The 26,788-nt window shown below is 39.8% G+C and carries 15 protein-coding genes; 2 read left to right on the plus strand and 13 right to left on the minus strand.

The window, feature by feature from the left end:
• Positions 1-18 precede the first annotated feature (18 nt).
• The 12 genes from AACZ88_RS03025 to AACZ88_RS03080 form a co-directional block, all read right to left on the minus strand.
• A complete protein-coding gene (locus AACZ88_RS03025; protein WP_339705967.1) occupies positions 19-1,134 on the minus strand; it encodes a hypothetical protein in 1,116 nt (371 codons plus the stop codon).
• Positions 1,131-2,924: an FAD-dependent oxidoreductase gene (locus AACZ88_RS03030; protein WP_339705969.1), complete on the minus strand. Its 1,794-nt coding sequence runs from the start codon at positions 2,922-2,924 to the stop codon at positions 1,131-1,133. Before AACZ88_RS03030 ends, AACZ88_RS03025 begins: the two co-directional genes overlap by 4 nt.
• Positions 2,925-2,940: 16 nt before the next feature.
• Positions 2,941-5,550: a hypothetical protein gene (locus AACZ88_RS03035; protein WP_339705972.1), complete on the minus strand. Its 2,610-nt coding sequence runs from the start codon at positions 5,548-5,550 to the stop codon at positions 2,941-2,943.
• A gap of 109 nt (positions 5,551-5,659) precedes the next feature.
• The gene (locus AACZ88_RS03040) at positions 5,660-7,414 is read right to left on the minus strand and encodes a RagB/SusD family nutrient uptake outer membrane protein (RefSeq protein ID WP_339705975.1); all 1,755 of its coding nucleotides are present in this window, start codon (positions 7,412-7,414) and stop codon (positions 5,660-5,662) included.
• Positions 7,415-7,424: 10 nt separating this feature from the next.
• Positions 7,425-10,841 carry a TonB-dependent receptor gene (locus AACZ88_RS03045; RefSeq protein ID WP_339705978.1) on the minus strand — a complete coding sequence of 1,139 codons (3,417 nt, stop codon included), beginning with the start codon at positions 10,839-10,841 and terminating at the stop codon, positions 7,425-7,427.
• Between the two features lie 133 nt (positions 10,842-10,974).
• Positions 10,975-12,033 (minus strand): FecR domain-containing protein, encoded by a 1,059-nt coding sequence (locus AACZ88_RS03050; RefSeq protein WP_339705981.1) that lies wholly within the window; start codon positions 12,031-12,033, stop codon positions 10,975-10,977.
• Between the two features lie 204 nt (positions 12,034-12,237).
• On the minus strand, positions 12,238-14,172 hold the full coding sequence (locus AACZ88_RS03055; protein ID WP_339705984.1) for an FAD-dependent oxidoreductase: 1,935 nt from the start codon (positions 14,170-14,172) through the stop codon (positions 12,238-12,240).
• A gap of 16 nt (positions 14,173-14,188) precedes the next feature.
• Positions 14,189-15,322, minus strand: coding sequence for a hypothetical protein (locus AACZ88_RS03060; protein WP_339705987.1), 1,134 nt, complete (start codon positions 15,320-15,322; stop codon positions 14,189-14,191).
• Between the two features lie 90 nt (positions 15,323-15,412).
• Entirely contained in the window at positions 15,413-16,030 is a 618-nt protein-coding gene (locus AACZ88_RS03065; protein ID WP_339705990.1) for a sigma-70 family RNA polymerase sigma factor, read from the minus strand.
• 470 nt (positions 16,031-16,500) lie between these two features.
• Entirely contained in the window at positions 16,501-19,134 is a 2,634-nt protein-coding gene (locus AACZ88_RS03070; protein WP_339705993.1) for a glucosidase, read from the minus strand.
• Between the two features lie 264 nt (positions 19,135-19,398).
• On the minus strand, positions 19,399-20,463 hold the full coding sequence (locus AACZ88_RS03075; RefSeq protein ID WP_339705996.1) for a VOC family protein: 1,065 nt from the start codon (positions 20,461-20,463) through the stop codon (positions 19,399-19,401).
• 7 nt (positions 20,464-20,470) lie between these two features.
• Positions 20,471-21,181, minus strand: coding sequence for a glycosyltransferase (locus AACZ88_RS03080; protein WP_339705998.1), 711 nt, complete (start codon positions 21,179-21,181; stop codon positions 20,471-20,473).
• Between the two features lie 222 nt (positions 21,182-21,403).
• On the opposite strand from AACZ88_RS03080, the gene AACZ88_RS03085 reads away from it, so the two are divergent.
• Entirely contained in the window at positions 21,404-22,198 is a 795-nt protein-coding gene (locus AACZ88_RS03085; RefSeq protein WP_339706001.1) for a DUF547 domain-containing protein, read from the plus strand.
• Between the two features lie 61 nt (positions 22,199-22,259).
• On the opposite strand, the gene AACZ88_RS03090 is transcribed toward AACZ88_RS03085, so the two are convergent.
• Positions 22,260-23,360, minus strand: coding sequence for a BamA/TamA family outer membrane protein (locus tag AACZ88_RS03090; protein WP_339706004.1), 1,101 nt, complete (start codon positions 23,358-23,360; stop codon positions 22,260-22,262).
• A gap of 711 nt (positions 23,361-24,071) precedes the next feature.
• Here AACZ88_RS03090 and AACZ88_RS03095 point away from each other — a divergent pair.
• Complete coding sequence (locus tag AACZ88_RS03095) at positions 24,072-26,312, plus strand: MMPL family transporter (protein ID WP_339706007.1); 2,241 nt, start codon at positions 24,072-24,074, stop codon at positions 26,310-26,312.
• Positions 26,313-26,788: the final 476 nt, after the last annotated feature.

Consider the following 26,788-nt stretch of genomic DNA (forward strand, 5'->3'; position numbering starts at 1 on the left):
TGCTTCCTATTAATTGTATTATTCCTCCAAATATTGTGCTACAAGATAAGCATACTTCTCAGAATCATTTTTTGAAAAAGCTTCAAGATTTTTACGAAGGCTTTTGCTTGTCATTTTGTGTTCTTCCAAATGTTGTAAATAGGCCCTCAGCTGGTTCTTTGTCATTACGCTAAGTTCTGAAGACAAGTCTTCTAATGTGTCTTTTGACGCATACTGCAAATGGTCGAGCAAGAGACTGCGGCTATTGATGTCAACTTTTGCAAAATTATTCCAAAAAGGGCGTTGCAACTTTTCGGTACTCCAAAAAACATCGGGCAGGTTTTTGATAATAAAAGTGCGGACCATGGGAATACTCGATTCAAAAATTTCGCTTATTCGATCAACCTGTTCGGCATACTTTTCCATTTCCAATTGGTTCAATGCGAACATTTGATAATCTACAGAATTACTATTTAACATTTCCCTCACCATAGCATCATTGATCAATGACATGGTATGTTCTTTAATATCCTCTTTAATAGCGCCATGAACCAAGTGCCAAGCTACATAACACGAATAGAGCGCCCCACCGACTACGGACTCCTTCACTTCTTTTATTGTGGCTCCAGAAAGGGCATCGGCACCTTCTACCTCAGGTTGTTTGGGTTTCTCAACAAGTTCGTCTATCGATCTTCTTTCCAGTATAGACAATTTATCACTTAACAAATGGTGTAACTTAAGATAGTCTGCCTGTAAAAATTCATCATGGTCATGTTTCGTCAAAGGAAGACCGGGGAAACGGTCAAAACCTGCATATTCCCCTAAGAGGGTCCAATACAACCGAATGTGCATTAAACGGCATTCCCCATCTGCACACACCGGTGTTTCGATATTCGATGTGTACAGCACAGGGTTTGACGCTTCATTGACCAACATACGAACTTCTTGTCGCCCCATGGAATCTACCACAATCGACAGGGGGGTCTCTTTTTCCTGAAGCTTGCCGTCCTTTTCCCATTCCAGCAAATAGAACTCTGGGGGATGCTTCAAGACTCCATTTTCATTGTTCTCATACAATGTATGGATGGATGACCCAATCTGCGCCCTGCACACGGCCAACATAAAAAACACTATGCCCACAAGGCCGATTCTCATTGTTTTGACTCTGGGATCTTAGGATATTTTTGTTCTTCGATCAAATCTAGGTATTCGTCTAAATATCCCTTATAGATGTCTCGTGGGTTTACATCGTACTTTTTGCAGAGTGCAGCGGCAAAACCTACGGCAGCACCCATCTGACCCGTTGTTCGCATAACCCGAGGACCGCCTAAACCGGCATGTGAACAGCTAAAGTTACGCCCGGCCATAAAAAGATTGTTGATATTCTTGGAATAAAGGCTTCGATATGGAATGTAATATTCCGGGGTTTTATAGAAAAGGGCCTTTGAAATAAAATCAGGATTCTTTTCATCGGTGAGCACGGTCTGATAATGTACATCGACCTCTCTGGTTTCTATAACTACCGCATCAGGAAACCTTGTTCCTTCTTTGGCATCGTTAAAAGTAAAAATATGATCCCCGACCAGTCTTCGAGATTCCCGTTTACCGACCAAATAAGAAACCCATTCCAAAGCTACATTATCGTTCTCGGGATTTTGCTTCGCATTGCTAAATGACCCAAAAATAGCGCGTAACATATGATCACGTATTTCTTCAGCATCGTCTATTTGATTTAAATCGTTTCGTGTGAACTCCCAATACCACTCGCCATTTATGGCCTCATGTTCTTTGGCCACGGGCTTGGCCCAAGGCACCTTTGGAAACTGTTGTGGTGTCTCGGTTTTCTTGGAACCCCACAATACCGAAGACCCCATTACGGCATTATCGGCTTCTTTGGGGCTCCAAAGTTCACCATGTTCTTCCCAAGCTTCCCCGTAGGTATCAACACTTTCGCGACCGTACGAGAATTCGGCCCCTGTCCAGTAACCGATCCATCCATCACCAGTAGAATCTACAAAATAAGGAGCTGTAAACCTTTTCCGCTCTCCCGTTGCGGTCTGTCTGGCATCAACATATTTTATGGTGTTGTCTTCCGCTTTGGCATCATAAGCCCTCCAATTCAGAAACAAATCAATATTATCGTAACTTTTTACATTATTATCCCGTTTTACTTGATCCAATTCGGCCTCTGCAGAACCGTTGGGGTAATGCTCGGTATCAATTTTCTTTAAAATGCGCTCAAAATGCCCATAAATACCCAAGGTATGCACCCTTATCTCACTACTGGCATTACCGCCCAAAAGTGGGCGATCATGAATAAGTGCTACTTTTAGGCCCTGTTCGGCACCTGCAATAGCCGCAGCACAACCTGCAAGACCGCCCCCAACGACTACAAGGTCATATGTATTCTCTTCTTTAGGTGCATTGGGTTCGGCAGTAATTGTTTTACGCCATTCAGCCAATTTCTTAGGTGATGAAGGAGGTTCTTTTTGAGACGTAGAAAAATAAATGGCGTCACACCTTCCATTGAAACCGGTAAGGTCGATGAGTTCGAGAGCGACACTTTCCTTTTTTCCTATTTTAGTTTTACCTACATATTCCCAACCCCAGCCTGAACGAAGTCCCAGAGTTTTATCAAAAGCCAAATCACCGACCTTTAAATTGAAACGACCAGGAGCGTCCCATTCACCGGGAGCCCAATTCATGGTACGCACCCAGATATGGTACTGTCCTCCTTTTTCGAAAGTCACTTCAGTACTAGCGTTCTTGACTTTTTTGCCAATGCCGTGTGCCATTAGGTAGGGAGACCCCATTTGTTCTACAAATTGTGGATCAACGACCCACCCCCCCGGATTGTCAAAACTTTCGGCTTCTACCAAAAGGTCTTGGGCAGCTACCGTTATGGTACAACACATTAGTACTAAAATTGAAAGCAAATATCTCATGTTCTTATTTTTTTGATTATTCATATACAAACCAAGCTGTTGCGGTAGCGTCTTTATCTATTTTCATTTGCGCCCAATGCGCGCTAAAACCATCGGGAAATTCATAGGTTAGTTCCTCACCTGCTTTCACCTCAAAAGTTTTATATTCCATTGGCTCGTCAAGATAGTGATTCACATAAATCAAGAGCGTAATTTTCGCATCTTTATCAGCCTTTAATTTAAGCGTTTTCTTATCATAGCCTGTCATTAAATATAAATCGGATGGTTCATTTGCTTTCACCACTGAATCTTTCCAAGGGCCGCCTTGCCCTACCGGTTTTCCAAAACTCCACAAATCATCAATACCACCAAACCAAAGACTTGTTGTTCCGTCATCCGATTGGTAAATATGTTTTGAATCGGATGCCTCATTCTTTATTCCGCTCAACACCAATAAACCATTCCACGTATTAAAATCGGATATTTGTTTGTTATGGGTAGCTACTGGCCTCATCATTTTGTATCGTGGCTCCTGCCCCACTTTGAACAAGGGAAGTTCGTAAAACGTTCCGCCCACATTGGCCAATTCACGCTCCGATTCCACTTCTCTTCGAAACCGTGTAGTTCCTGGAGGTAAAATATCTTGATAATCAACTTTTCCTTTTGGCAACCTCAAATCATATTCTTCGGCATGTACGATTATTGAAGCCTTGTCTTCTGACCAAACATGGCGATCTACATTTTCCGAAAGCGCATCGTTTTCAACCTTTTTATTATTAAAATCTACCTGCGAGCCAACACTTTCAATCGTTAGGGCCTCTTGCGAAGTCGTATCTTTTATACCCTTTACAAATTGGAAATCGAATTTCGTAAACTCGAGACCTTCTTTTTTCGTGAATTTACCATTCTCTATCGCACCGGCATAGACACTAAGGTTAAAATTAGTTTTATTACTGTACAGTTTTGCATGATTTACCGCTCCCGTGTAATCAATATCTGCCAAAGCATCGAACAGACGGTCCCCTTCAGAACCATCTTTTAAATTATCATCGGTAAAATGAAAAGCTGCCGTCAATTCAGATGATTTATCGGAAGTTAACCGAATCCATTCCGCTTTGAGGGCTTTATCGAAAATATGGTTGGCATATTCTCCTTTTTTAAGTGTTATTGTCGCAAGTTTTTTCCAACTATTATCCCCTTTTTCATCAATCTCAAGAGTGATGGTCGCCTGACTGTTACCAGAATTTTGAAGATGTAGAATTCTATTATCGAATCCGGAAATTAGGTAAGGATCGGAGGGTGTTCTTGCGGATACCTTTTCTTTTAACCACACCGCTCCGTACCCCGATGAAGGTCCCCATTCGGACAATTCTTCATAATCGCCAAACCAAAGATTAGATTGTGGTTGCCCAGCCAAGGGATTTCCCTGAATACTGGTTTCATCCGTAGCCAGAACAATTTGACCGTTCCAGTTCAGAAAATCAGGAATATATCGTAAATGTGACCCCATAGGTTTAATGCCTGCCGTGTTCGATGCAGAAAAGCTTTCAGGGAAATCATAAAACATTCCGTGCATATCCATCATCATTTTATCATTACCGACCGACCTGATTCTAGGCCATTCGGTAAACCAACCATGTGGAGGGTCATTGTTATAGGTCGCTTTTGGAAGCAGAAACGTATGCCATTCACCATGGTCAAGCACTTTTAAGCGAAGCGACTTTTTATCCCAGCCAATGGCCCATAGTGGAGAATCATCATTGGGAACGGCGTAAATACCGTGTTTGGTGGTGATATCGGTGAACTGACTGCGTTCGATAACTTTAAAATTATCTCCATCGAATTCAGCCAGAATACCCAAATTATCCGAACCAAATATGCCCTCCTTTTCCACCTTCCAGCTTTCTTCCCACTTATAGTGTTCGTTCGCCCAGTCTTGTGTATCATGTGTCACCCTGCCTTCACTGGCATGTTCCCCATTGTTGGAGACCACCAATCTACCCTGACTCGTATAGCCTCCTTTTCCATGCCATCCGGGCAACGGATCATCAAAAAGCTTGTTCACTTCCAAGGTATTTACATTCAACTCATAGAGCATTCCTTCCATGTCATACATATAGACCATATTCTCGGGGTCTTTCAAATGACGGGCATAGGCGTTCAGGCGACCTTCCATTCTACTATAAGGTACCACCCTAATATTTCCCGTGCTATCAATAACATAGGGGCCCAACAACAACTGATTTGATTCTTGATGAACCATTCTAGCGGTCGGAGTACCTCCAATACTGCCTTCAAAAATCTCCATATTCATATCCTCATCGATAATATAGAGCTTATGCTCACTGCCTTTGGGCTGATGTGCTGCATAATTGATCATGTATAGCTTATCGTTCCATTCGGCCAAGGCACCGATACCGCATTCGTTTCCGAAGCCATACGTTCCATCTAATCTGCCGTGGGCATAGGTGGTCAAATGCGGATAGACCCCGCTTATTTTCAAATCTCCGGAAACTTGGGTGATTTCGCCGTCTTTGCTCGTAACCTCTGCGGACTTTTGCATGGGTGCCACGGCTGATTCTTCATGATTTTTACAGGAGGCCATTGCCAAGACCAGTATCCAAAGCGACAATACTATTTTTTTCATCTCTTCTAAAATTTGCACTAGTTATAAATTTTTAAAGCTCATGCATTGTAAGACCCCGAAAATTACTTTTCGGGGCTTTACAAAAACTAACTAAACTCAAAACTATCTATTAGTACCCCTCATTTTGTGTGAGGTTTGGATTCAACAAGCGTTCAGACGCCGGTATGGGCCATAAATATTGTCTTTCGGGAAAATTGATTGTATTCAGGGATCGACAGAGTCCTGCATTCAATAACGCAGAAAAATCAGGAAGCCCATCTGCCCCTATCTCAGGGGTCATTCCCCAAAACCAAAGCCCTGGTGCGACCACGTCATCTACCAACGGCCCGGTTGGCGCAGCCCCAACATTTGCATCGGTCGATACGTTGAGCATGCCATAAGAATTTCCGGTCAGTGCTTTTTGTGCCAATCGCCATCGAATCAAGTCCATATACCTGCGCCCTTCAAAGGCTAGTTCAGCGCGTCTTTCGTTGCGCACCTTATAACGCAGTTCGGTCTGATCGGTAGTTACTATTTCAGGATTTGGTATTCCTGAATTGGCGTAAGCCCTGTCCCGTACTTGGTTCATAGCATCCAATACACTTTGGTCGATTTGATTGAGTTCGATCTTTGATTCGGCGTACATCAATAATACATCTGCATAGCGTATGACAATCAAATCGGGATCGGTGCGATAATCTTTCCAATCTTCGTCAATGCCTTTTTTCCATGCCAACCCGTTGAAAGATGCAAAGGCGGCCACTGAGGGCGTATCGTCATTTCGACGTAAATCACCGGAAGCAAAATCGAGTACTTCTTTTTTCTCTGGATGGGGCGTATATTCAATATCCATAAAATTGGATCCATCGGCCGAAGACAAACCATCGCCATCTTCCAAAGAGCCAAAGGGTACGATGGTCATGTTACATCGGGGGTCTCTATTTTTAAATGGATTTTGAGGGTCGAACAACGGTGACTCGTCTATGGGCAATCCGTCGGTACACTCAAAAGAAGCCAAGAGTTCCCAAGTAGGGTTTCTTGCACCCCAACCTCCATGGTTTCGAGGTAGAAAATCTCTAACATTATCGTTCCTGATTACATTTAAATCTGAACTTCTAGGGATATGAAATATGGTTTCGTTCGAATTTTTAGTGCTTGAACGAAATAACTCGGCAAAATCTGAGTGCAACTCATATTCTCCTAAGTCCATACAGTCTTCGGAAGCCTCGGCGGCCACGGCAAAATCGCCCATATATAGTGCTATTCGAGCTTTCATGGCATAGGCAGCACCTTTGGTGGCGTATTTTAAACCATTGTAAGACACTGGAAGATTTAGTGCTGCATTGTCATAATAGCCATATATTTTTTGGAGTATTTCAGCCTTGTCGGTACGTCCCATTTCAAAAGATTCATCGACGGTAAGCTCCTTTTCATAAAACGGAACGTCGCCATAATGGGAAATAAGGTATGACCAATACGATGCCCTTAAAAAATTGGCTTCGCCCATAAAAAGCGCGGTGTCATCGTCTGATAGTACAGTTTGATTTTCCAACTGTTCGATAACAACCAACACTCGAGTAATGGCCTTATATACATTTTCCCAATCGTCTTCCGCTTTGCTGTATTCAGAACTTACCGTACCCGCCTTTATAGCATCTAATGCGTCTCTCCGTTGCCAGTCATCTGTAAGACCGGCCGCAGATTCATCGGTGGGCCAAAAAACTTCACGGTAGCCCTCGTTCAACGACTGTCTGAATTGATCTTTATTTTGGTACCAAGTAGCGGAACTGGCCGCATCTTCCTGCACAAGATCTAACTCGGTACATGAAAAGCCGGTCAGCAAAATAGCAATCCCGACAATTATGTTATATATAGTATTTTTCATTGTTTTACGTTTAGAAATTAGCTTTTACTCCAACTAAGAAAGACTTGGTGATCAGGTATCCGCTACCTTGTTCGGGATCTATGCCTTTAGGAAGGTTATCAAATGTGAACAAGTCGTTACCCGCGATATAGACCCGTAGTCTTGAAAAACCACTATCGCCCAGCATATCGGTGGGTAAGGTATACCCCAAAGTAATGTTCTTGATTCTAAGATATGCTCCATTGATCAGCCAATAATCGGAGAAAGTATAATTGTTTCCCACCGCATTTTCGGAAAGCCTGGGATAACTGGCATTTTGATTTTGCGCAGTGGAGTTATATGTACTCCAATAGCTGCTGGCATATAAGAACGAAGGCGATTGCCAACTTTCTTGAAAGGGTCTAATAAACCCTTGGGACAGATAAAAATTCTGTTCACCCACCCCTTGAAAAGTGAGGCCAAAATCAAATTTCTTATACTCCAAATTCAGGTTACCGCCATATTGGTACCTGGGCAACGACCCCCCTAAAATGGTTTTGTCCAATTCATTGATGACGCCATCTGGTATTCCATCAGGCCCACTAATGTCTTTGTACTTTATATCTCCCGGACTCACTACGTCACTGGTTACCGCAGAGTTATCTACTTCAGCTTGGGTTTGATAAATACCATCGGATTGATAGCCGTACCACGACCTAAACTCACTACCCTCTTCGGAAAGGATATTACCATCAAAAAGACGTTTTCCATTGACATCCCCAATGATCGATTTGGAATCAAAAACATTAACCGAGGCTCCGTATTTAACGTCGCCTAAATTATCTCGCCATGAAAGAGACATCTCCCATCCGTCGGTATCCATACTTCCTACATTTACCGTCGGATCATCATAGCCGCCGAATGCCGGAATACTCAAATCGAGCAACATATCGGTCGTTTCCTTTTTAAAATAATCACCTGTGAACGATAAACGGCTATCGAACATGTTCAAATCGAGACCCAAGTTCAATGATGTAGTGGTTTCCCAGGTTACATCTTCAATCGCTAAAAATCGTTGTGCAGAAGACCTCACGGCCTCTACGTCGTTTCCGTTGGCAATTAAGGTATTACTGAACTGCAGTACAGAGAGGTACAGGTAATTACCCAAACGATCGTTACCCAAGCTACCATAGGAAGCTCTAAGCTTCAAAAATGAAATTGTCGACTCTAATGATTCCATAAACCCTTCGTTTGAAACAACCCAGCCGGCAGACACCGAAGGAAAAGAACCCCATCGATACTCTTTACCAAAACGCGAAGAGCCATCTCGACGAACCGTTCCCTGTATATAATATTTGCTATTGTAATTGTAGGCCAACCTACCAAAATAGGAAGAATAGGCATTTTCTGAAATACTAGATCCATCGTCAAAAACTTTATCGACGGGAGCTTGGTTTAAAAACGGATAGTCGGCAGTGACAAACTCGGTACCCCTAACGTCTAGTCTTTCATATTCCGCAGAGAATTCCTCATACCCCAAAACACCACTAATATTGTGGTTACCTAGAATTTTATCATAATTGACCAAGGCCTGGGTAGTCAACGTGTTGTCGTTCGTTCGTACCTCATTAAGATAAGTTTGTGTGGCATTATGACTCGAGATGTAATTAGGATTGGCCAATTGTTCCGGGTCGTTAAAGGCCCAATAAGGAATCGATTTATTGAAGAGCTTGTACTTGTTGAATTGAAAATTCGGTGCCATATTTACGGATATTTTCAAATCCTCAATAGGCTTATAAAATAGTCCAACCTTCCCATAGAACAGATAGGTATCACTATTGCTATACCCTCCTTGCTGTAATTCAGCATAAACATTATCACCAGATTTACCCTCGGCAATTCTACCATCTTGCCATAAAGCCGCATAAACCGGTGCTGAGCGTATCGCTCTTTCCGTTGGATCCAATGTGGGGCGATCATCTCTCGTTATCTTAAGTGCGAAATCTAAATTGGCTCCCATTTTATCGGAAATCTTGATATCGTTATTTACTCTAGCGGTATAACGTTTCCAATCGCGCCCGTCATATAGTGCATCTTGATATTCGTAACCGAAGCTCGCATTGGTTTTCAATCTATCAGAGCCTCCACTTAAAGAGATATTGTGACGGTACCCTGTAGCTGATTTGCGAAGTATTAAACTGCGCCAATCCGTATCGGGAAATTGATCAGGGTTCAAAACACTATTTGTAGGATAATTGGCAATCAGATCTTCTGACCAAGTAGGATATTCATTATTATCGTTGCCATTGTCGTTCCATGCTTTCTCATTATCCATTTGCATATAACGCACTGCTCCTACAGTTTGTCTTGTTTCGGTAGGTGTGTTGATAATATACTCACCACTGTACCCCATATTAAAGACGCCACTTTTACCCCTTTTGGTTGTTATGATAATAACGCCGGCTGCGGCCCTTGATCCGTAAATAGCGGCAGAGGCCCCATCTTTAAGCACGGAAATACTTTCTATTTGATCTGGATTTACATCATTGATGCTTGAAACTGGTACGTCGTCTACCAATATCAGTGGCGCACTTTCCCCCTGTAATGTGGTTACGCCCCTTACCCGTATTTCATTACCAGAACCTGGTTCTGAATTACTTCTTGTAACGCTGACCCCAGCAACGGTTCCCTGTAGAGCGTTGGAAACATTTGTGGTGCTACGTGCAGCAATTTCATCACCCTCGACAACACTTACCGAACCAGTCAGATCTTTTTTAGCTTGCGTGCCGTAACCCACAACAATAACCTCTTCGAGACCCGCTGCACTCTCTTTAAGTACGATTTTTAGATTCTCTTGTCCGTTGACCGATATTTCCTCAGTGGCAAAACCGATATAAGACACTGTCAATAAAACATTTTGATTATCAACAGCCAAGGAAAAATTTCCATCAAAATCGGTCTGTGTTCCGTTCGAAGTTCCTTTTTCAACAATACTGGCCCCCGGAAGCGGAACTCCGTCACCATCGGTAACCGTACCGGCTACCATAAACTCCTGAACAACATTTTGCAATTTGGTACCGTCGACCCCAACTGGTGATTTGGGTCTTTTCTTGATAACCACCTGTCGGTCGTCAATTTTATAATCTAAATCTGTATTTTGAAAAGCTTGATTTAGAATGGAAGAGAGTTCTGCCTCTTTTAATCGAATAGACACCTTTCTATTTACATCCAACACTTCATCTTTATAGAAAAATATGAATTCACTGCGTTCTTGAATTTCTTCGAACAATTCTTCATAGGTCACCTCATTAACATCTATATCTATTTTGGTCTGGGCATAGGTATTGTTCGCATATACCGAACCAAGACCGATACAAATAAACAAAGCAAATATTTTCATAAGGGTGAAAAGGTTACATATCGGTGTCTTTTTGACCCCGAGAGCAGGGCCACTGACGATTTTATTCATAATTTTGTTTTTAGTTGAGTTAATAATGCCAAAGTATTTGGCATGTTAATTTTCCGGCCAGGAGATGGGCCAACATCTTCTGGCTTTTTTTAAAATTGGTTAGTTGATCATTATATCATATAGTCTCCGCTTTTTAGTTAATACTTATTCTTCTTTCGTTGATTTTCGTGTATTGTAAGGGTGTTGTTTCTTTTATAATGCCTATAACCTTTTCCACGTCTTCCCTCAGGTCGAGATAACCGGAAAAAGTCTCTTCGGCCAAGATTTGATTTTCTATTTCAATGTTCACATTATAGTAGCGCGCAAGTCTTTTCATAATATGATCAAGATTGTTGTTTTTAAAGATGAAGACCCCCTTTCGCCATGAAAAATAGTGGTCGACATTCACTTTTTCAGAAGTAACCGTTTTATTTTTCTTATCGTAACTGGCCAAAGTACCAGGGGCTATTTTCATTTCGTTCGTAGTAGCACCCGCAGTATCGGGCTTATACCGAATTTGAACACTACCACTCTTTAATACGGTGTTTACTTGGTTGTCATCTAAATAGTTGCTCACATTGAACACCGTACCCAAAACCTCAATTTCCTGACTCTCGGAAAGCACCATAAACGGATGGTTCGCATCATGTGCCACCTCAAAAATAGCTTCTCCTTCTAAATAGACTTCTCTTTTCTCCCCTCTAAAAACAGTGGGATATACTAATCTTGAACCCGAATTCAACCAAACCATACTACCATCAGAAAGTTTAAGGTTCGATCGTTTTCCGTAGGGCACCAAGACAGTGTTATACACTGTTTCCTTTTCTGAAGAAGCTCTCTGATCAACAACTTTAGACCCTCCCACATTTACTTTTTGTCCCGTGGCAGAATACGATATGTCCGTTGAGTCTTCATCAATTTTGACATTTTCACCTTCGTCAAGAATCAATACCACCTTGTCAGAAGCGTTAACATCTACTTTTTTGGCAGACTTCACAAAATCGGTGATCGAAGACTCGACAGGACTATTAAAAAAATACAGGCCCAATGCTAAAAAAAAGGCAATCGAAGCAGCCGTGCCCATTGCATAGCGAATACGCAATCTTCTTTGTTTCAACCTGTCAACGGACTTATAGATTTTACCCTTCAAGGCAACCTTTTCGGTATCGCTGAGCGAAGTGAAATCTATGTTGGTTGTTTTCTTATTTTTCATATCTATTATTATTTAGCCATTCGCAATTTTAGACTATATCAGGGGAATTCCATTTTCCTAAAAACCCAATTTTTTGAACTGCTAAAACACTTCTATACTTAGATAAGTAGTCACTTCTGCGTTTATAGACAAAAAAATATGTTTTTTTAAATTTTCTTTAAAACATACGGTGAAACTGTGGCCTTTTTTCAGAAATAATAGCTCCTACTCCTGATAACAGCGCACTTCAAAAACCTTGGCCAAAGGATCACCATGTGTTTTTTGTATGTTCAATTTTATAGCTTTTACCTCTAAAGTGTCAAAACGGTGTTCGACCCTTCTCAAAAAGTTAAATTCGTTTTCGACAACTATCTTTTTACCATCTGACAAGATGGCTTCAATGGTATAGTCAGCAATGGTTTCTGGTTGTGGCCCCCTAACCTGTTGATCATTGACCCAATCTTGTCCGGAAAGACGCAAAAACCGCTCTAGGCCCGTATCGAAAGTCAACTGCACGGTGTTAATTTTTACAGGTTTTTTCCAACTTAGTTCAATCCATTGTTTCCCTTTATTCATATCACCGCACCATTTGTGTGATTTGCCGTCGTTAATCTCTCGATTAATGCCATCAAGTATGTTGGCAGCCTTACCATCTTCGGTTTCAGAGGATGCCTTTACCGTCGCTGATTTTGCCAAATCATTTGTGTCGGTGTTAGCTACGCCCAAAAGAGCTTGATCTTGCCTTAGCAATATTTGTTGAAGATTCCCCATATGCGTCTTATCATTGCCAAGTTGGGAAGGAAGCAGATTCTTGTGTTTGCAATAGAACATGCCGGTACCAATTGCCTGCCCCAAAGTAGCACAAGTGGCCATTACCCTGGTCGATGAAAGGGCCACATGCGACACGCTAATATTACGACCGGCCATCAATAGATTACCAATATTCTTACTGTACAAGGTTTTGAAAGGTATGGAGTACGGCCCCTTTAATGGAATAGAAACATAGGGTACTTCTCCTGTAGTATCCATACCTCCAGGTGGATGGTCGTCTAAAGGCCATCCGCCATAGGCCACACGATCTTCAAATAACTTGGCCCCCTGAACATCTTCTTGTTTCATGATATAGTCACCTACAACCCTTCTACTTTCCCGTTTACCTGGAATCATTCCTACCCACGACAATGCCCAATTCTCAGAATCGGGATGATTTCCTGAATTTTTGATATAATCCCAAACTCCAAAGAGTACACTCATTAAATCATGCCTATTTTGTTGTCCGTCGCGCACGATATCAATTTCGCCCCCCAACTCAAGCCACCAATACCCATATTCATAGGTCTGTATATTTCTATGGATAAAATCTTTAGTGGTATATTTCCTTGCCCATTTCGGTGGTGTAAACGGCATTTTCTTATCATACTTTTTAGACATGAACAACAAACTGTTGCCCATTGTTTTTTGGTCGGCAACATCAACGGCAAGTGATTCTCCCCACAGTGATTTCGCCTCCCTGCCCCTCATATACTCTGCCCCTGCTTTAGCGGCCAAGGTTGCATCACCAGTACAATCTGCAAAAAAATCGGCTGTGATAATCGAAATTTCCTCAGTTGGGGAACAAAGGCCCCACACTTTTTTAATCTGACCATCGACAACTTCGGCATCGTACAGGGCAGTATCAAGAAGTAGGGTGATATTTTCTTCCGAAACTAGTTTGTCGTACAAGACATAATCCCACATTTCATAGGATCGTTGCGGATTGGTCACCGCTTCGGTCAATACCAATTCTTCCAATATTCCAGTTTCGCGCCATACTTGCTTCAGCTGGCTTGCCCCAGAAATATGCATTCGTATTTCACAGCTTGCGTTTCCGCCCAAACGGGAACGATCTTGCATCAAGATAACCTTACTTCCATTTCTTGCTGCGGCCAATGCCGCGCAAATACCTGCCATACCACCACCGGCAATTAAAATGTCGGTTTTATATTCTTTTTTATGATAAACATCTTTATCAATAGTAAAATCTTTGGGGTCTTTTCCATTGTTCGCAATGAATTTTTGAATTTCATCTTCCGTAGAATTCCCAAATAGGGTAATAGGGCTCATTAAAAAAGTACCGGAGCCTAGCCCCAAAGCCTTCATAAAATCTCTTCTTTTTGCCATTTGAATTATTTTGATGTTAGTTTATTCGTCTTTCGTAGCTTTTAACCTTCTGATTTACCTTTTTGTTTTGCGGCTTTATTTCGGATAATATTCGGTAAGCGTTTTTTGACAATGTTGTGTTTTCAGAGTACAATATATCGGCCAACTTATCCATCTCCTTGTTTTCAAGGTTCTTTCGGTTTTCACGAAGGATAGTAAAGACCTTTTCAATTTGATTATCCCTCAGCCCCTTACTATTTTTAATCAAAGACCTTAAGGCCTCCCTTACCACAGCCTTACCCATTAGTTTATTGAGCACCTCATTTTGCATTTTAAATTCCAATTCTGGCAGAAGTTCTGCCGACCGCTCTTGATATTCGGCCGATGACCATATACTTTCAGGTAATTTTTCGATGGCAAAAAATGGAACATATGATTCGCCTTTGGCAAGCAAATCAAAAAGATAAGGTTGAAATTCTTTTTTTTCTACATCGATTTTATTCAAGGCATAAAATTGCTGATTGTAATTGCTCGATTGTAGCATTTGAACTAATAAATCATCATTCAGCAATTTTTCGGTATGTTCAAAAATTTTAGCTGAAATAATACCATTAACAATATGCCACAAGGTGTGCGAACTATATACGGCTCCCTTAACAACCGCCCCACTGAGTGATTTGTAGGTTGCACCGGTCACCCCGTCAATGACGTCGGATTTAATCTCAACCCTAGGGTCCACCAAATCCTTAGCTTCATAATTCGCCAACAGCGACGTCTTATCTGCCAAGATATCTTTCATTTTTTGATGATCAGAAGCTGTAAACCGAATGTGGTCAAACTTGGTAAAAGGGTCTTCTTTTGATTCTTTATATTCCAAGAAATTGCCTAACAAGTCCCAATAGACATCGACCACTAGCTCATAGCAAATACCCTCTTCGCAAACAGGCGTTACAACAGGACTAAAATAACGATCGGGCAGATTCTCTCGATTGTACATCAAAGCCACCTCAACTTGCACCGAATCTTTTATATAAGCTGTAAACGCTTTTTCTACCCTTTTTTTAGCACTCTTTTCCAGTACAATGAAAGACATACAGATACAGCATATGGCCAGTATTGCCGGTATTTTGACAAATTTGAGAGAATAGTTCAAACCAAACGAAATTTTCATGCTTCTTGAGATTACCTAATGGTACTCAACAAGCCCTTCAATTTCAATAAGTAATCGATTTACTATTTATAGACAAAAAAAAGCGACTTTTTATAAGAAGAAGAGTATACTGAATAAAAACAATAGGGAAAGTGGGTATTTTCTTAAAGATTTGATACCCCTATATATAATAGTTCTGGCCGTAGCAACGGAGACATTCATAATTTCGGCTATCTCTTCGTAAGGCCGGTCTTGATTGAAACGCAAAAACAAGCCTTTTTTTTGTTTTTTGGTAAGTGTACTCAGAGCATCGACCAACTTCACACTTTTTTCATTGGCTTTTTCGGCATGAATAAGATCATCTTCATGCGATGGAACAAAATTTCTATGTTCTTCAATTCCCATAAAAAACGCTTCATTTTGAATGGGAATAACTTTTCTTTGGTACTTCTTATTAATTTTTCTTTTTAGGGACTTGAGTAAATAAAACTTTACATTATCTGTTTGTGCAAGATTGTTTCGATACTTGTACAAGTCAACGAAAAGATCATGAATACAATCCATAACATGTTCTTTGTGATGTGATTGCTGCATTCCATACGAAAAGAGTGTATCAACAAATTGGTCGTACAATTCACCCAAGGCATCGGTATCGCCGTTCTTTATTTTTTTCCAGATAATTGCCTCCGCCCGAAGGGAAAGTTCCGCTCTAGAATCGTTCGTATTCATTAATTACTTACTATAAAATCTATTATTTCAATAAAACATAAGAAAAGCTAGGTAGTATGCTTTCCAACAATATTTGTGATAAACATGGCAGTGTCAAACCCTTTCAACTTAAGAATTCGTTCTTTTTAGCATTCAATTCTTGTCAACATCGAGATAAATGTAATAAAATATTGCTTATTCCAAAAAATATGGGGCATCTTCTACTACATCCCTTTAAATTTTTATTTCAACCGTTTTCATTTATCCCACAAATAATCATTGAAAAACCATTTGTAGTACCAGACAGTATTCGCACAGAATGTTGCAAAACCCAAACTCTAACTTATGAAGTAGTTACATCAGCTACCCTCCCAATAATAGTAAAAAATCAAGTATTAAAAAGTGCTTTTATAATTTCAAGGTTATCCCCTTTCACAACAAAAATTAGTATGCTTACTTCAGTGATAAGATATTTTCTATCGGTTGTATCACTACGACATTCCATCAACCAAATTTGCCACTAAGGCCGTCCACCCGGTCTGGTGCGAAGCCCCTACTCCTCGACCATTATCTGCATGGAAATATTCATAAAACAAAAGTAGGTCCTTAAAGTGATCCTCGCTGTATTTGTCTTCGTGAAGACTATGAACAGGCCTATTTCCGGCATCATCCTTTGTGAAGATTCGAACCAATCGTTTGGCAAGCTCGTCACTTATCTCTTTTAAAGAGCGCATATTCGAACTACCGGTCGGGTAGGCGAACTTTACTTTGTCTCCAAAATAATCATGGTACTCTAATATTGAATTGATAAAAAGATAGTTCATAGGCATCCAAATCGGCCCGCGCCAATTCGAATTGCCACCAAAAATACCCGTATTCGATTCAGCAGGTTCATAATCTATGCTATAATTGACCCCTTCAATGGAAATAGTGTATGATTTTTCATGAATTTTTGACAACGACCGTATGCCGTAGGGAGCTAAAAATTCTTTTTCGCTCAATACACTATTTATCATCACCTGCAATCGTTTTTTCGGCACCAAGGACAAAAGAACATCTTTTTCTTCTGAATACTCTTCTATAACTTGGTATTTGGAATTTTCAATACGATGTTTTCTAAACCATTCCATGCTTCTTCTAAAACGGGGTAATTTATCCAGCCAGTCCTTTTTGATGTTCAAAACTGCAGCCATCGACAAAAGTCCAGAAATAGAACGAACCTTGATCGGCAGGGTTTCCCCGCTCGGCAAAATAAGCCTATCATAGAAAAAACCATCTTTCTCGTCCCAAGACCCGGCATAATCTTGACCAATATTATTCAGTGCTTCCGCTATAAACACAAAGTGTCCCAAATATTTGAGTGCCATGTCTTCAAAAGTTTCATCTTCAATAGCGATCAACAAGGCCATTTCCAACATATTCAAGCAATACAAGGCCATCCATGAGGTGCCATCGACCTGTTCGAGAACACCCCCACCTGGAATTCCCTTGCTACGATCAAACACCCCGATATTATCCAAACCCAGAAAACCACCCTCAAAAACATTGTTGTTCGAACTATCTTCGCGATTGACCCACCAGGTAAAGTTCAAGGCCAATTTGTTGAACATCCTTTTTAAGAAATCAATATCACCCTTACCCGTTCTCTTTTTTTCAATTTCATACACCTGAATAGAAGCCCAAGCCTGCACCGGAGGGTTGACATCACTAAAGTTCCACTCATAAGCCGGAATCTGTCCGTTCGGTGCCATATACCATTCCTTGGTAAAAAGAAGCAATTGTTGCTTGGCGAAATTGGAATCGACCAATGCAAAAGTGATACAGTGAAAGGCCGTATCCCAGGCAGCAAACCATGGATACTCCCATTTATCGGGCATAGCCAGAATATCGTGGTTTCGTAAGGTTTTCCAGTCACTATTTCTCCCTTTTAGTCGCTCTACCGGTGGGGGCGGCTCGTTCGGGTCGCCCTTCAGCCATCGTTCAACCTCATAATTGTAATATTGTTTAGACCATAAAATACCCGCCAAAGCCTGTTTTTGCACCTCTTTAAGTGCTTCAGAATTTCCGTTGACATATGTATCAAGAAAGGCTTGCGATTCATTCACCCTTTTCAAGAATAAAGCATCAAACTCCGTATCAAATGGCGTACTCAAAGTTTTGGTGGTTAATCGTAGTTTCAGTTCCCGGGTCTCTCCAGGTCCCATAACGAGTTCGTACGAAGGTGTGAATTTTGTGCCTTGCCCCCTGCTTTCAGCAAGCGTGTAATTGTCGTTTATTACGGCATCATGAAAAAGATCTTTTTTGAAAGGGTGGTCGTTGACAGCGTTAAACACCTTAACCTTATTCGTTTCATTCTCTGTAAAAAGAAGGTGCGCAGGTTTTTCGAAATATAAATTATAGTTGCCTGCATAATTATGAGCAATTGATACAAAAGGCACTTCCTTTGAGCCTTTCTTTTTGATTACAGGTTTTTCTGAAACCTTGGCGAAATTCCAAAAATTCCTTATCCAAAGTGTTGGCAAAACGTGTAGGGTTGCCGAATTTGAACTCCGGTTGCTTATTGAAATCTTTATAAGTATATCTTCCCCATCAGCCTTGGCATATTCGGTAAAAACATCGAAATAATCATTCGAATCGAAAATTCCAGTATCCAACAATTCAAACTCCAAATCATGTTCACTACGATTTTTGTTTTCCTCGACCAAACGGTCGTATGGAAATTCATTCTGAGGATATTTGTACAAATGTTTCATGTACGAATGTGTGGGCGTATTCTCTAGATAGTAATAGAGTTCTTTTACGTCTTCCCCATGGTTGCCTTCGGGGCCTGTCAAACCAAAGAGACGCTCTTTTAAAATAGGATCTTTGCCGTTCCATAGTCCAATACTAAAGCAGATATTGCAGTACCGATCAGAGATACCGGCAATACCATCTTCTCCCCATCGATAGGTTCTACTGCGGGCATGGTCGTGCGGAAAATAATTCCAGGCATCTCCGTTTTCACTATAATCTTCCCTAACCGTACCCCACTGTCGCTCACTTAGATACGGCCCCCATTTCAACCAATCTTTTTCTTTGGAATAATGTGCTTCAAGTCTTTTTTGCTCTTCCGTTAGTTCACCCATTCAACGTGTTTTTACCTTTAGTAATTCCCTTATTTTACAAAAAAATACAGCTGATTTTAACCAGCTCAGGTGCGTACAAGAGTTTCGAAGAAAATTCTATACAGCTGCTTTTTCACCTGGAACAACACCTGCAAATTAAAGTATTTTCTTATGTAAAATCTGGTCGCTATACAAAAATTAATAACCCAAATAGAAAATGAGGATGGCCCTAAAATTCTTCCGAAAATATGCCATTTTAGTTCCCTTTAAAAGTGTTATCGCGAGTTAGCGATCACTTCTTACGCGATGCACTTGCATAGCCTTAACTAACCATTTTGAAAGCGGTTTTTGCGGATTTCGCTTCTTTAAATCGATATAAATTCCCAATTTCTTTAATACAGGAACTTTATGGGTCTCCACAAATTCGATTAGTGTGCCATCAGGATCTTCAACGTAGCTGAAATGGCCCGCCGCAGCACCCATATCAAAACTATCGGCACTATCAACGGTAAAGGGGAAGTTCAGGCTTTTGGCATGCTCTCGAAGGGCCTGCATACCATGCACATCAAAACATAGGTGTATATAACCTAAATCACCCCAAAGTCGATCTTTGTATATTTTATCGGGTTTCCGCTCTTCAGTCTGAATGAGTTCAATTTCAGCAGGACCGAAAAGTTCTCCGAACCCACCGACGGCTGTAGTACTGCGTTTTAGAAGCACCCTTTGAAAAGAAGCTTTACCACTGGGTAAATCGCAAAAATCTTGAAACACCCCTTTTTTGTTATAGACGACATGATCAAAGCCTAATAAGTGCTTATAAAAATCAATTGATGCATCCATATCGGAAACTCCGACAACCACGCCCAAAACACCGCCTGAAGCCGATTTTGAGGAACAGAAACAATAATTATCTGCGACTACCTCTACCAAATTGCCCCATGGATCTTCAAAGAAGAAATGAGACCGCCCAACTTCGGTAGTATGAAGTTCCGTAAGAAATGATAGTTGTAGAGCTTTTAATTCTTTATAGGTTTCCTCAATCGCATTGGATCGAAGTTTCATCACATTGATTCCTAAATCGCCCAACAAAATAGGAGTCTTCGAAGCTTCCGGAATTCTATCTTTATACTGCCAAATTTCCAATCCTCCGCCACCTACCATATTCAGCGCCAACATTGCCAACCTTGAATAGGCCGTATTGTTAGTATATTTGGTCATTAGACCCGCAGTCGCTTCGTCTTGAAAGACTAAAATATCAAACCCCAGATATTTACGATACCAATTAAAAACTTCTTTGGCGTCGGCCACTCCGATACCTATTTGTTGAATACCATTGATAATTTCTTTCATAGGCTATTTAGGAACCACTTTGATAGGGGGAGCGTATCAGACGGTTATGTAGGGTTTTCAATTTATTTGCAGGGTATCCGAGTTTAAACAAAATGACAAGAAGCAGATTGGAAAGGTTTACCCTCATATATGAATTATTCTGATATTTTCTGGCCGATACGACCAGGTCGTTCTTTATAATCTTATAACGTACATTGTTCTTTTTCATTCTCTCGAAAAATTCAAAATCTTCCATAACGATTTGGTGCTTATCAAAACCCTCTAATTTTTCGAAAACGGATTTTCGTATAAAAAGACACTGATCTCCGCCTCCTGTAAATATACCATCCTTGGCGGTAAACGACGCATTAATCTTTAGAAATACATTTTCATTATCAAATCGATATGAAAAAAAACCTGCATCATAGCCAGCCTTAAGCGTGTTTTCTATATCAGACAAAAACGATTTCGGAGGTGTGACATCTGCATGTAAGAAAACAAGAATATTGCCCTTTGCCAAGTCAGCCGCCTCGTTCATCTGTATGGCTCTTCCTGTACCGCTGCTTCGCCAAAAGCGGATATGCTCGCCTACCTCGATATTTTCTGAATCATCGGTACTACAAGAAGATAAAGAAACAATAACTTCTACGCCATCTAATGTCGTGGCAGGCGCCAATTCGAACAAAAGTGGTCGTAAATTATCATACTCATTATGAGCCGGAATTATTATACTGATCATAAACGAATGCTGTTCATTTTTGCGAATAGGTTGTTTGCCCGTAATTAGCCTGTTCTCTTTCCATGGATTTCTTTACATGAAATATTTTGTAGTAAAATAGATACAATATTTCGGAGTTCTATACTAATAGTAGATTATTTTTTGATAGTATTATCTTTTTTTTCGACCAACCATCCAAACCCCGGCGTATGCGTTTACGTAAGTAGGTTTAAAAGAAGAAATATGACAATAATAAAATCGGTTATCATAAAATCCATTATTTTCTCGCTTTTTATGTTTACCCAATATACTATTGAAGCACAAAAAAAAAGTACTTCATCTATGAATTTCAATCAATTGTCTGAAAGGTTTTTGAATAACATTAAAACCAACAATGACACAAGCGACATCAGGGCACAATTATACGGTACTACTTTAGAAATTTTAGAAGAAAACTTGGTAACCGATGAACAAAAATTGGCTTTCTGGGTTAATATTTACAATGCTTATATTCAGGTCATACTTTCCGAAAACCCGGACCTCTATGAGGATAAAAGAGACTTTTTCAAAAGAGAACAAATTCCCATTGCGGGCAGGTTAATTTCGTTCGAAAAGATAGAACACGGTATAATTCGTAAATCACAATGGCCGTTGGGCCTTGGTTTGGTACGGAAGTGGTTTCCTAATAAATTTGAACGAAAATTAAGGGTTGGTAAACGTGACTACCGTATTCATTTTGCCTTGAACTGTGGTGCTAAAGATTGCCCACCAGTTGCTATTTACAGTGCTGCCCAGCTTGACGAACAGTTTAACAAAAGCACTAAAAATTACTTAGAGCGCACATCAGAATATGATGTCGACAAAAAAGAAGTTGCGGTCACCGCTCTCTTCAATTGGTTTAGGGGCGATTTCGGATGTAAGAAAGGAGTCAAAAAAATATTGAAGCAATTTGATATTATTACTACAACTAAACACATCGATATCACCTATAAAAACTACGATTGGACCCTTGACCTTAACAATTGGATCGAACTTTAACATCGGTTCGATACGTTTAGGGAATATCTCTTAAAAAGTTAACTTATCGATTTGATTTTTATCAGAACGCTTCTTTAATGGTAAAATAAAAATTACCGCCTTCGTTTGACATAGCATAATCGACTCTTAACCTTACCCCATCCCTTTTGTTTATAATATATCGCAATCCGACCCCTGCCGCATTAATATAGGAAGACTGCAATACCTTTGCAAGGTCTGAGGCAACCGTTCCCGTAGAACCAAAGGCCGCACCTCCGAAACGACCGGCAATGGGAAAGCGATATTCCAGCGCAAAACTTAATTCGGCATTATCTTGAAAACGACGGTTGTTAATACCACGTGTGCGCTTTGACCCCAAATAATAGAGATCATAAAATGGGGTATTATTGCTACTGTGGGCCAAAAAAAGATTGGAAGCCAAGATATGTCGTTTGCCCAACTTTTGATAATACCGCGTATCGAGTTCGGCTTTGTAGTAAGAAAACGAAGACCCCAATATTTGAGATGAAGTAAAAACATTTCCCTGAATGTAGATTCCTTTTGTGGGATAAAATATATGGTCCCGTGCATCATAAAAGGCAACCAACCCGATGTTTGAAATGGTGCCGTCTCTTTTTCCTATGACTTCGGAAGAACTTAAAATACCGTTCTCCTTAATTTTTAAGTTCGAAAAATTGTCAAATTCGTAACCCACGCCTATCGAAAAATTGGTGAACAACTCGCGCACTATTGAAAAACGAACTCTTGGAAAAGTTACCTCATAAGTTTCTTCATCTGCCTCCTTTGCATCCATACCCACCCCATAAAAATTATAGAAGTATTTATAAAACCCAAATTCACCGACAACACGCCATTTCTCGTTATCCCTATAGAATTCAAAAGGCATATACAGTAAAAATTGACTCTTTGTCGTGTAGCTGAGACCTAGCTGCACCGAAGAAGGGCGTGTATCCCTATTCTCTGGGTTCAACCAAAAGGTACCTATTCCAAGACCCCCGAACCCAAATGCAGTCTCCGGTGTATAGAATGCGACCGGAAAAGCGGAGATTTTTAAATTTTTTTTGACGGTACTGTCTTGCTTTGATTTGTTCTTGTTTTGGGCAACAGTAGTTAGATAACAACAGCAAATAATAGCGATTGATAATACAGTGTTCTTGATCATTTAAATAAGTAACAATTAATCGATGTATAGGCTAATAATATAGACACATCAAGTTTTCTGACATTATAAATACGATATGGCGAAAATTGAAAACCTGAGGGCAAAATATTGAAATTAAAATATATCCATTGCCCCGTCTGATAAAATTACTTGCCGATATGCACAATACCTTCAAATGTCTTTACTATGCGGACGTAACCATTACTACTGATATTGACCGGGGGTTAAAGTTTAGGCTTATTGTTCAGTGTGATTTGTAAAGCTTCGATTTTTTTCTGCAAGAAATAATATGCAGTTATTACTTTCACACAAGTAAATACCATTAAAATCATCCAGAGTGTAAAGAAATAATAATCCATAAGTATATTATTTAATTCGTATTTAAATTGAAAAGTCTCATTCGACCTGTATATTACTTACGGAAATAAAATACTTTGGTTTTGCCGTTTAGCTAAAGTTTTGGGCGTTATATCAAAAAAACAATAGCATAATATTTTGATATACAAAATATTAACTTAAAAATCAGAAACAACTAAAACTAATCTTATCCAAACTTAAGCTCTTAGAAAATACGTATACAATGACCTGTATTTTTGACTGCGGTACTTCGAATGATTTTAATTATACGCTTTGGGATCGAATAGACACTTGTTTCTTAAATTGCCCTGGTCAACCTCATTATGCATGATTACGAAAAACAACTGAAATCTTATGCCCAAACTACTGACGGTAAAAAAAGTAATACTTCCCACTTTCTTTGGTTTAGCCATTCTCTCGGTTATACTATTAGGAAATTTGAAATTCTCTTTTGACTTTAGCCAATTTTTTCCGGAAGGGGACGAAGATCTGATTTTCTACAACGATTTTATCAAAGATTTCGGAAGCGATGATAATTTTCTGCTAATCGCCATAGAAAATGAGCCCTCAGTCTTTGATAGTGGTTTCTTGAAAAGGTTCCATCAATTTTCATTAGATTCGAAAAAATTCTCCTATATAAAAGAAAGCCAATCGCTTACGACCTTATTTTATCCTTTAAAAACCTCCTTCGGCTATACCAGATTGCCCGTTATACATTTACAGGATTCCACAAAATACGCCGCCGATTGGGAAAAATTAAAAAATAATGAGCTTTTCTTGAATACCTTGATCGATGCGCAAGGTTCTTCAATGGTCATTGCAATTGAAACAGACGATGAACTCAATTATAATCAATCGCTAAAATTATTGAGCGAAGTACGCCAATCGTTGACCAAAAACAAATTAAACGATTACCATCTCATGGGGCGTGCTTTTTTTTATGAAGCCATTGTTCAGATGCAAAAACGGGAATTAATCGTAACCACTATTGTTTCAACGATACTAGTCTTTTTCATACTTCTTCTGGTTTACCGCCGCATCGCCATAGTGCTCATATCATTGTTTTCGATTGTAATGGCTTTGCTACTTTTTCTTGGCATTTTATCGGCATTAGGAAAAGAACTTAACGCCTTGGCCGCCTTTTATCCGATATTACTTTTAATTGTTGCTACTTCAGATGTAATACATATAATGGATAGCTTTTTATTAAAAATGCGGATGGGAGAAGATAGGGAAACCGCTTTGATCACCGCCCTTAAGGAAGTAGGCCTTGTGACATTGTTAACATCGATTACCACCGCAATCGGTTTTGTGTCGCTTCTATATTCTCGATTGGAGAGTATTAGTAATTTTGGAATCAATTCTGCAATAGGTGTAGGCGTGGCCTACATCACAGTCATCTTACTAACCAGCACACTATTGTTGATGGTCAAGCCCAGGTACCTTTTATTAAAGAGAGATACCACTTTCGAATGGTCGCTATTTCTGGCAAAGCTAAATATTTTTACAAAAAAAAGACAACGGCCCATAGTATTCGGAAGCTTACTTTTAATGTTTATCTGTTTTTGGGGAATTTCGAGAATCAGTACGAATTATCAATTTTCTGAAGTATTGCCCGAAGGCAGTGATATTGCCGAAGATTTCACTTTCTTTCAGAACAATTATTCAGGCTTCAGACCTTTGGAAGTAGCCGTTATAGCTAAAGCACCTCACAAGGTGACAGATTTTGCCTTAATACAGGAAATTGAAAAGGTAGAGAATACATTAAAGACAATAAATGCTATTGGTAATGTACAATCTGTGACCGCTATTTACAAAACGATTAATAGGGCTCATCATCTCAATAAATCAGAATACTTTTCTTTGCCTAAGGAAAAAGGCACATTCGAAGCATACAAAAAAGAAATCAACAGCCTCGCCAAAAGACAATTGTTAAAGTTTGTAGATGCTACCGAAACCAAAGCTCGAATAACTTCAAGAGTTTTAGATGTAGGGGCAGACAGTCTAAATAATATCTACGACCAGATAAACACATTCGTCGCTACTCAAACCGACACCAGTTTAGTACAATTCAAATTGACCGGTAAAGGACTTTTATTAGATAAAAATGCAATTTATGCCAGAGATAGTCTGCTTCAAGGACTATCGCTCGGACTCTTATTGGTTGCCCTACTCATGTCAATACTCTTTAAAAATGCAAAACTCGTTCTGATATCTCTGATCCCAAATTTGATGCCGCTGTTATTTGCAGGAGCATTATTGGGCTTTTTAGGCATTCCACTTGAGGCTTCGGTTTCTATCGTTTTTGCCATTGTATTCGGTATTGCCGTAGATGACACCATTCATTTCTTGGGAAAATATAAACTCTGTAGGTCTACAGGATTGGACAAAGAAGCCGCTTTGGAAAAAACATTTCTAGAAACAGGAAGAGCACTGATAATAACAACGATTACGCTATTTTTTGGGTTTATGGTTTTATTGTTTTCCGTTCATAAACCCAGTATTACTATTGGTCTACTAATAAGTACTACCCTATTGACCGCTTTAATACTAGACCTTTTATTACTACCCATATTAATTCGGAAAATGTTATGACCAAAGTATTAATCCCAACGAATAGGAAATAAATAAGAAGCTTAAGCCATAACGTATTTCATCATACTTACGACATAGACAGGGTCATCGAAGCGTTATTTCTACGCCGAAAACAAATATTGCTTAAAAAAGGTAATGGCTATTTCCGGGACTTCAATGTCTTTCGCAAGGCTTTTCGGGCTGACATCACTTTAACGGCAACTAATAACATTACTGATATCCACAGGGCAAACAGGATGTATTCCATAAAGTATCGGGGGATTTAAGTTGGTCGGTATATTTATAAAAGTTCAATTCCAAATATAAAATTTGCGTGTAAAAAGTACAATTATCAACTACGTAACGTAAGTTTACTAATTTTTGTTATATGTTCCTACAAAAAAATTAAAAATATTCTGAATATTATTTCTTTAAACTAAGAAAATACCCCAGTTTTTGTAGCTGGGGTATTATTCAAAAAAACAACCAAACCTAAA

This window comes from uncultured Kriegella sp., from assembly GCF_963975415.1.
Classification (GTDB): Bacteria; Bacteroidota; Bacteroidia; order Flavobacteriales; family Flavobacteriaceae; genus Kriegella.

Coding starts and splice junctions, on each gene's coding strand:
- AACZ88_RS03060 (WP_339705987.1), bottom strand. CDS start 15,322: ATGAAAATTTCGTTTGGTTTGAACTATTCTCTCAAATTTGTCAAAATA.
- AACZ88_RS03080 (WP_339705998.1), bottom strand. CDS start 21,181: ATGATCAGTATAATAATTCCGGCTCATAATGAGTATGATAATTTACGA.
- AACZ88_RS03050 (WP_339705981.1), bottom strand. CDS start 12,033: ATGAAAAATAAGAAAACAACCAACATAGATTTCACTTCGCTCAGCGAT.
- AACZ88_RS03065 (WP_339705990.1), bottom strand. CDS start 16,030: ATGAATACGAACGATTCTAGAGCGGAACTTTCCCTTCGGGCGGAGGCA.
- AACZ88_RS03085 (WP_339706001.1), top strand. CDS start 21,404: ATGACAATAATAAAATCGGTTATCATAAAATCCATTATTTTCTCGCTT.
- AACZ88_RS03025 (WP_339705967.1), bottom strand. CDS start 1,134: ATGAGAATCGGCCTTGTGGGCATAGTGTTTTTTATGTTGGCCGTGTGC.
- AACZ88_RS03095 (WP_339706007.1), top strand. CDS start 24,072: ATGCCCAAACTACTGACGGTAAAAAAAGTAATACTTCCCACTTTCTTT.
- AACZ88_RS03040 (WP_339705975.1), bottom strand. CDS start 7,414: ATGAAAAATACTATATATAACATAATTGTCGGGATTGCTATTTTGCTG.
- AACZ88_RS03070 (WP_339705993.1), bottom strand. CDS start 19,134: ATGGGTGAACTAACGGAAGAGCAAAAAAGACTTGAAGCACATTATTCC.
- AACZ88_RS03075 (WP_339705996.1), bottom strand. CDS start 20,463: ATGAAAGAAATTATCAATGGTATTCAACAAATAGGTATCGGAGTGGCC.
- AACZ88_RS03030 (WP_339705969.1), bottom strand. CDS start 2,924: ATGAGATATTTGCTTTCAATTTTAGTACTAATGTGTTGTACCATAACG.
- AACZ88_RS03035 (WP_339705972.1), bottom strand. CDS start 5,550: ATGAAAAAAATAGTATTGTCGCTTTGGATACTGGTCTTGGCAATGGCC.
- AACZ88_RS03055 (WP_339705984.1), bottom strand. CDS start 14,172: ATGGCAAAAAGAAGAGATTTTATGAAGGCTTTGGGGCTAGGCTCCGGT.
- AACZ88_RS03090 (WP_339706004.1), bottom strand. CDS start 23,360: ATGATCAAGAACACTGTATTATCAATCGCTATTATTTGCTGTTGTTAT.
- AACZ88_RS03045 (WP_339705978.1), bottom strand. CDS start 10,841: ATGAATAAAATCGTCAGTGGCCCTGCTCTCGGGGTCAAAAAGACACCG.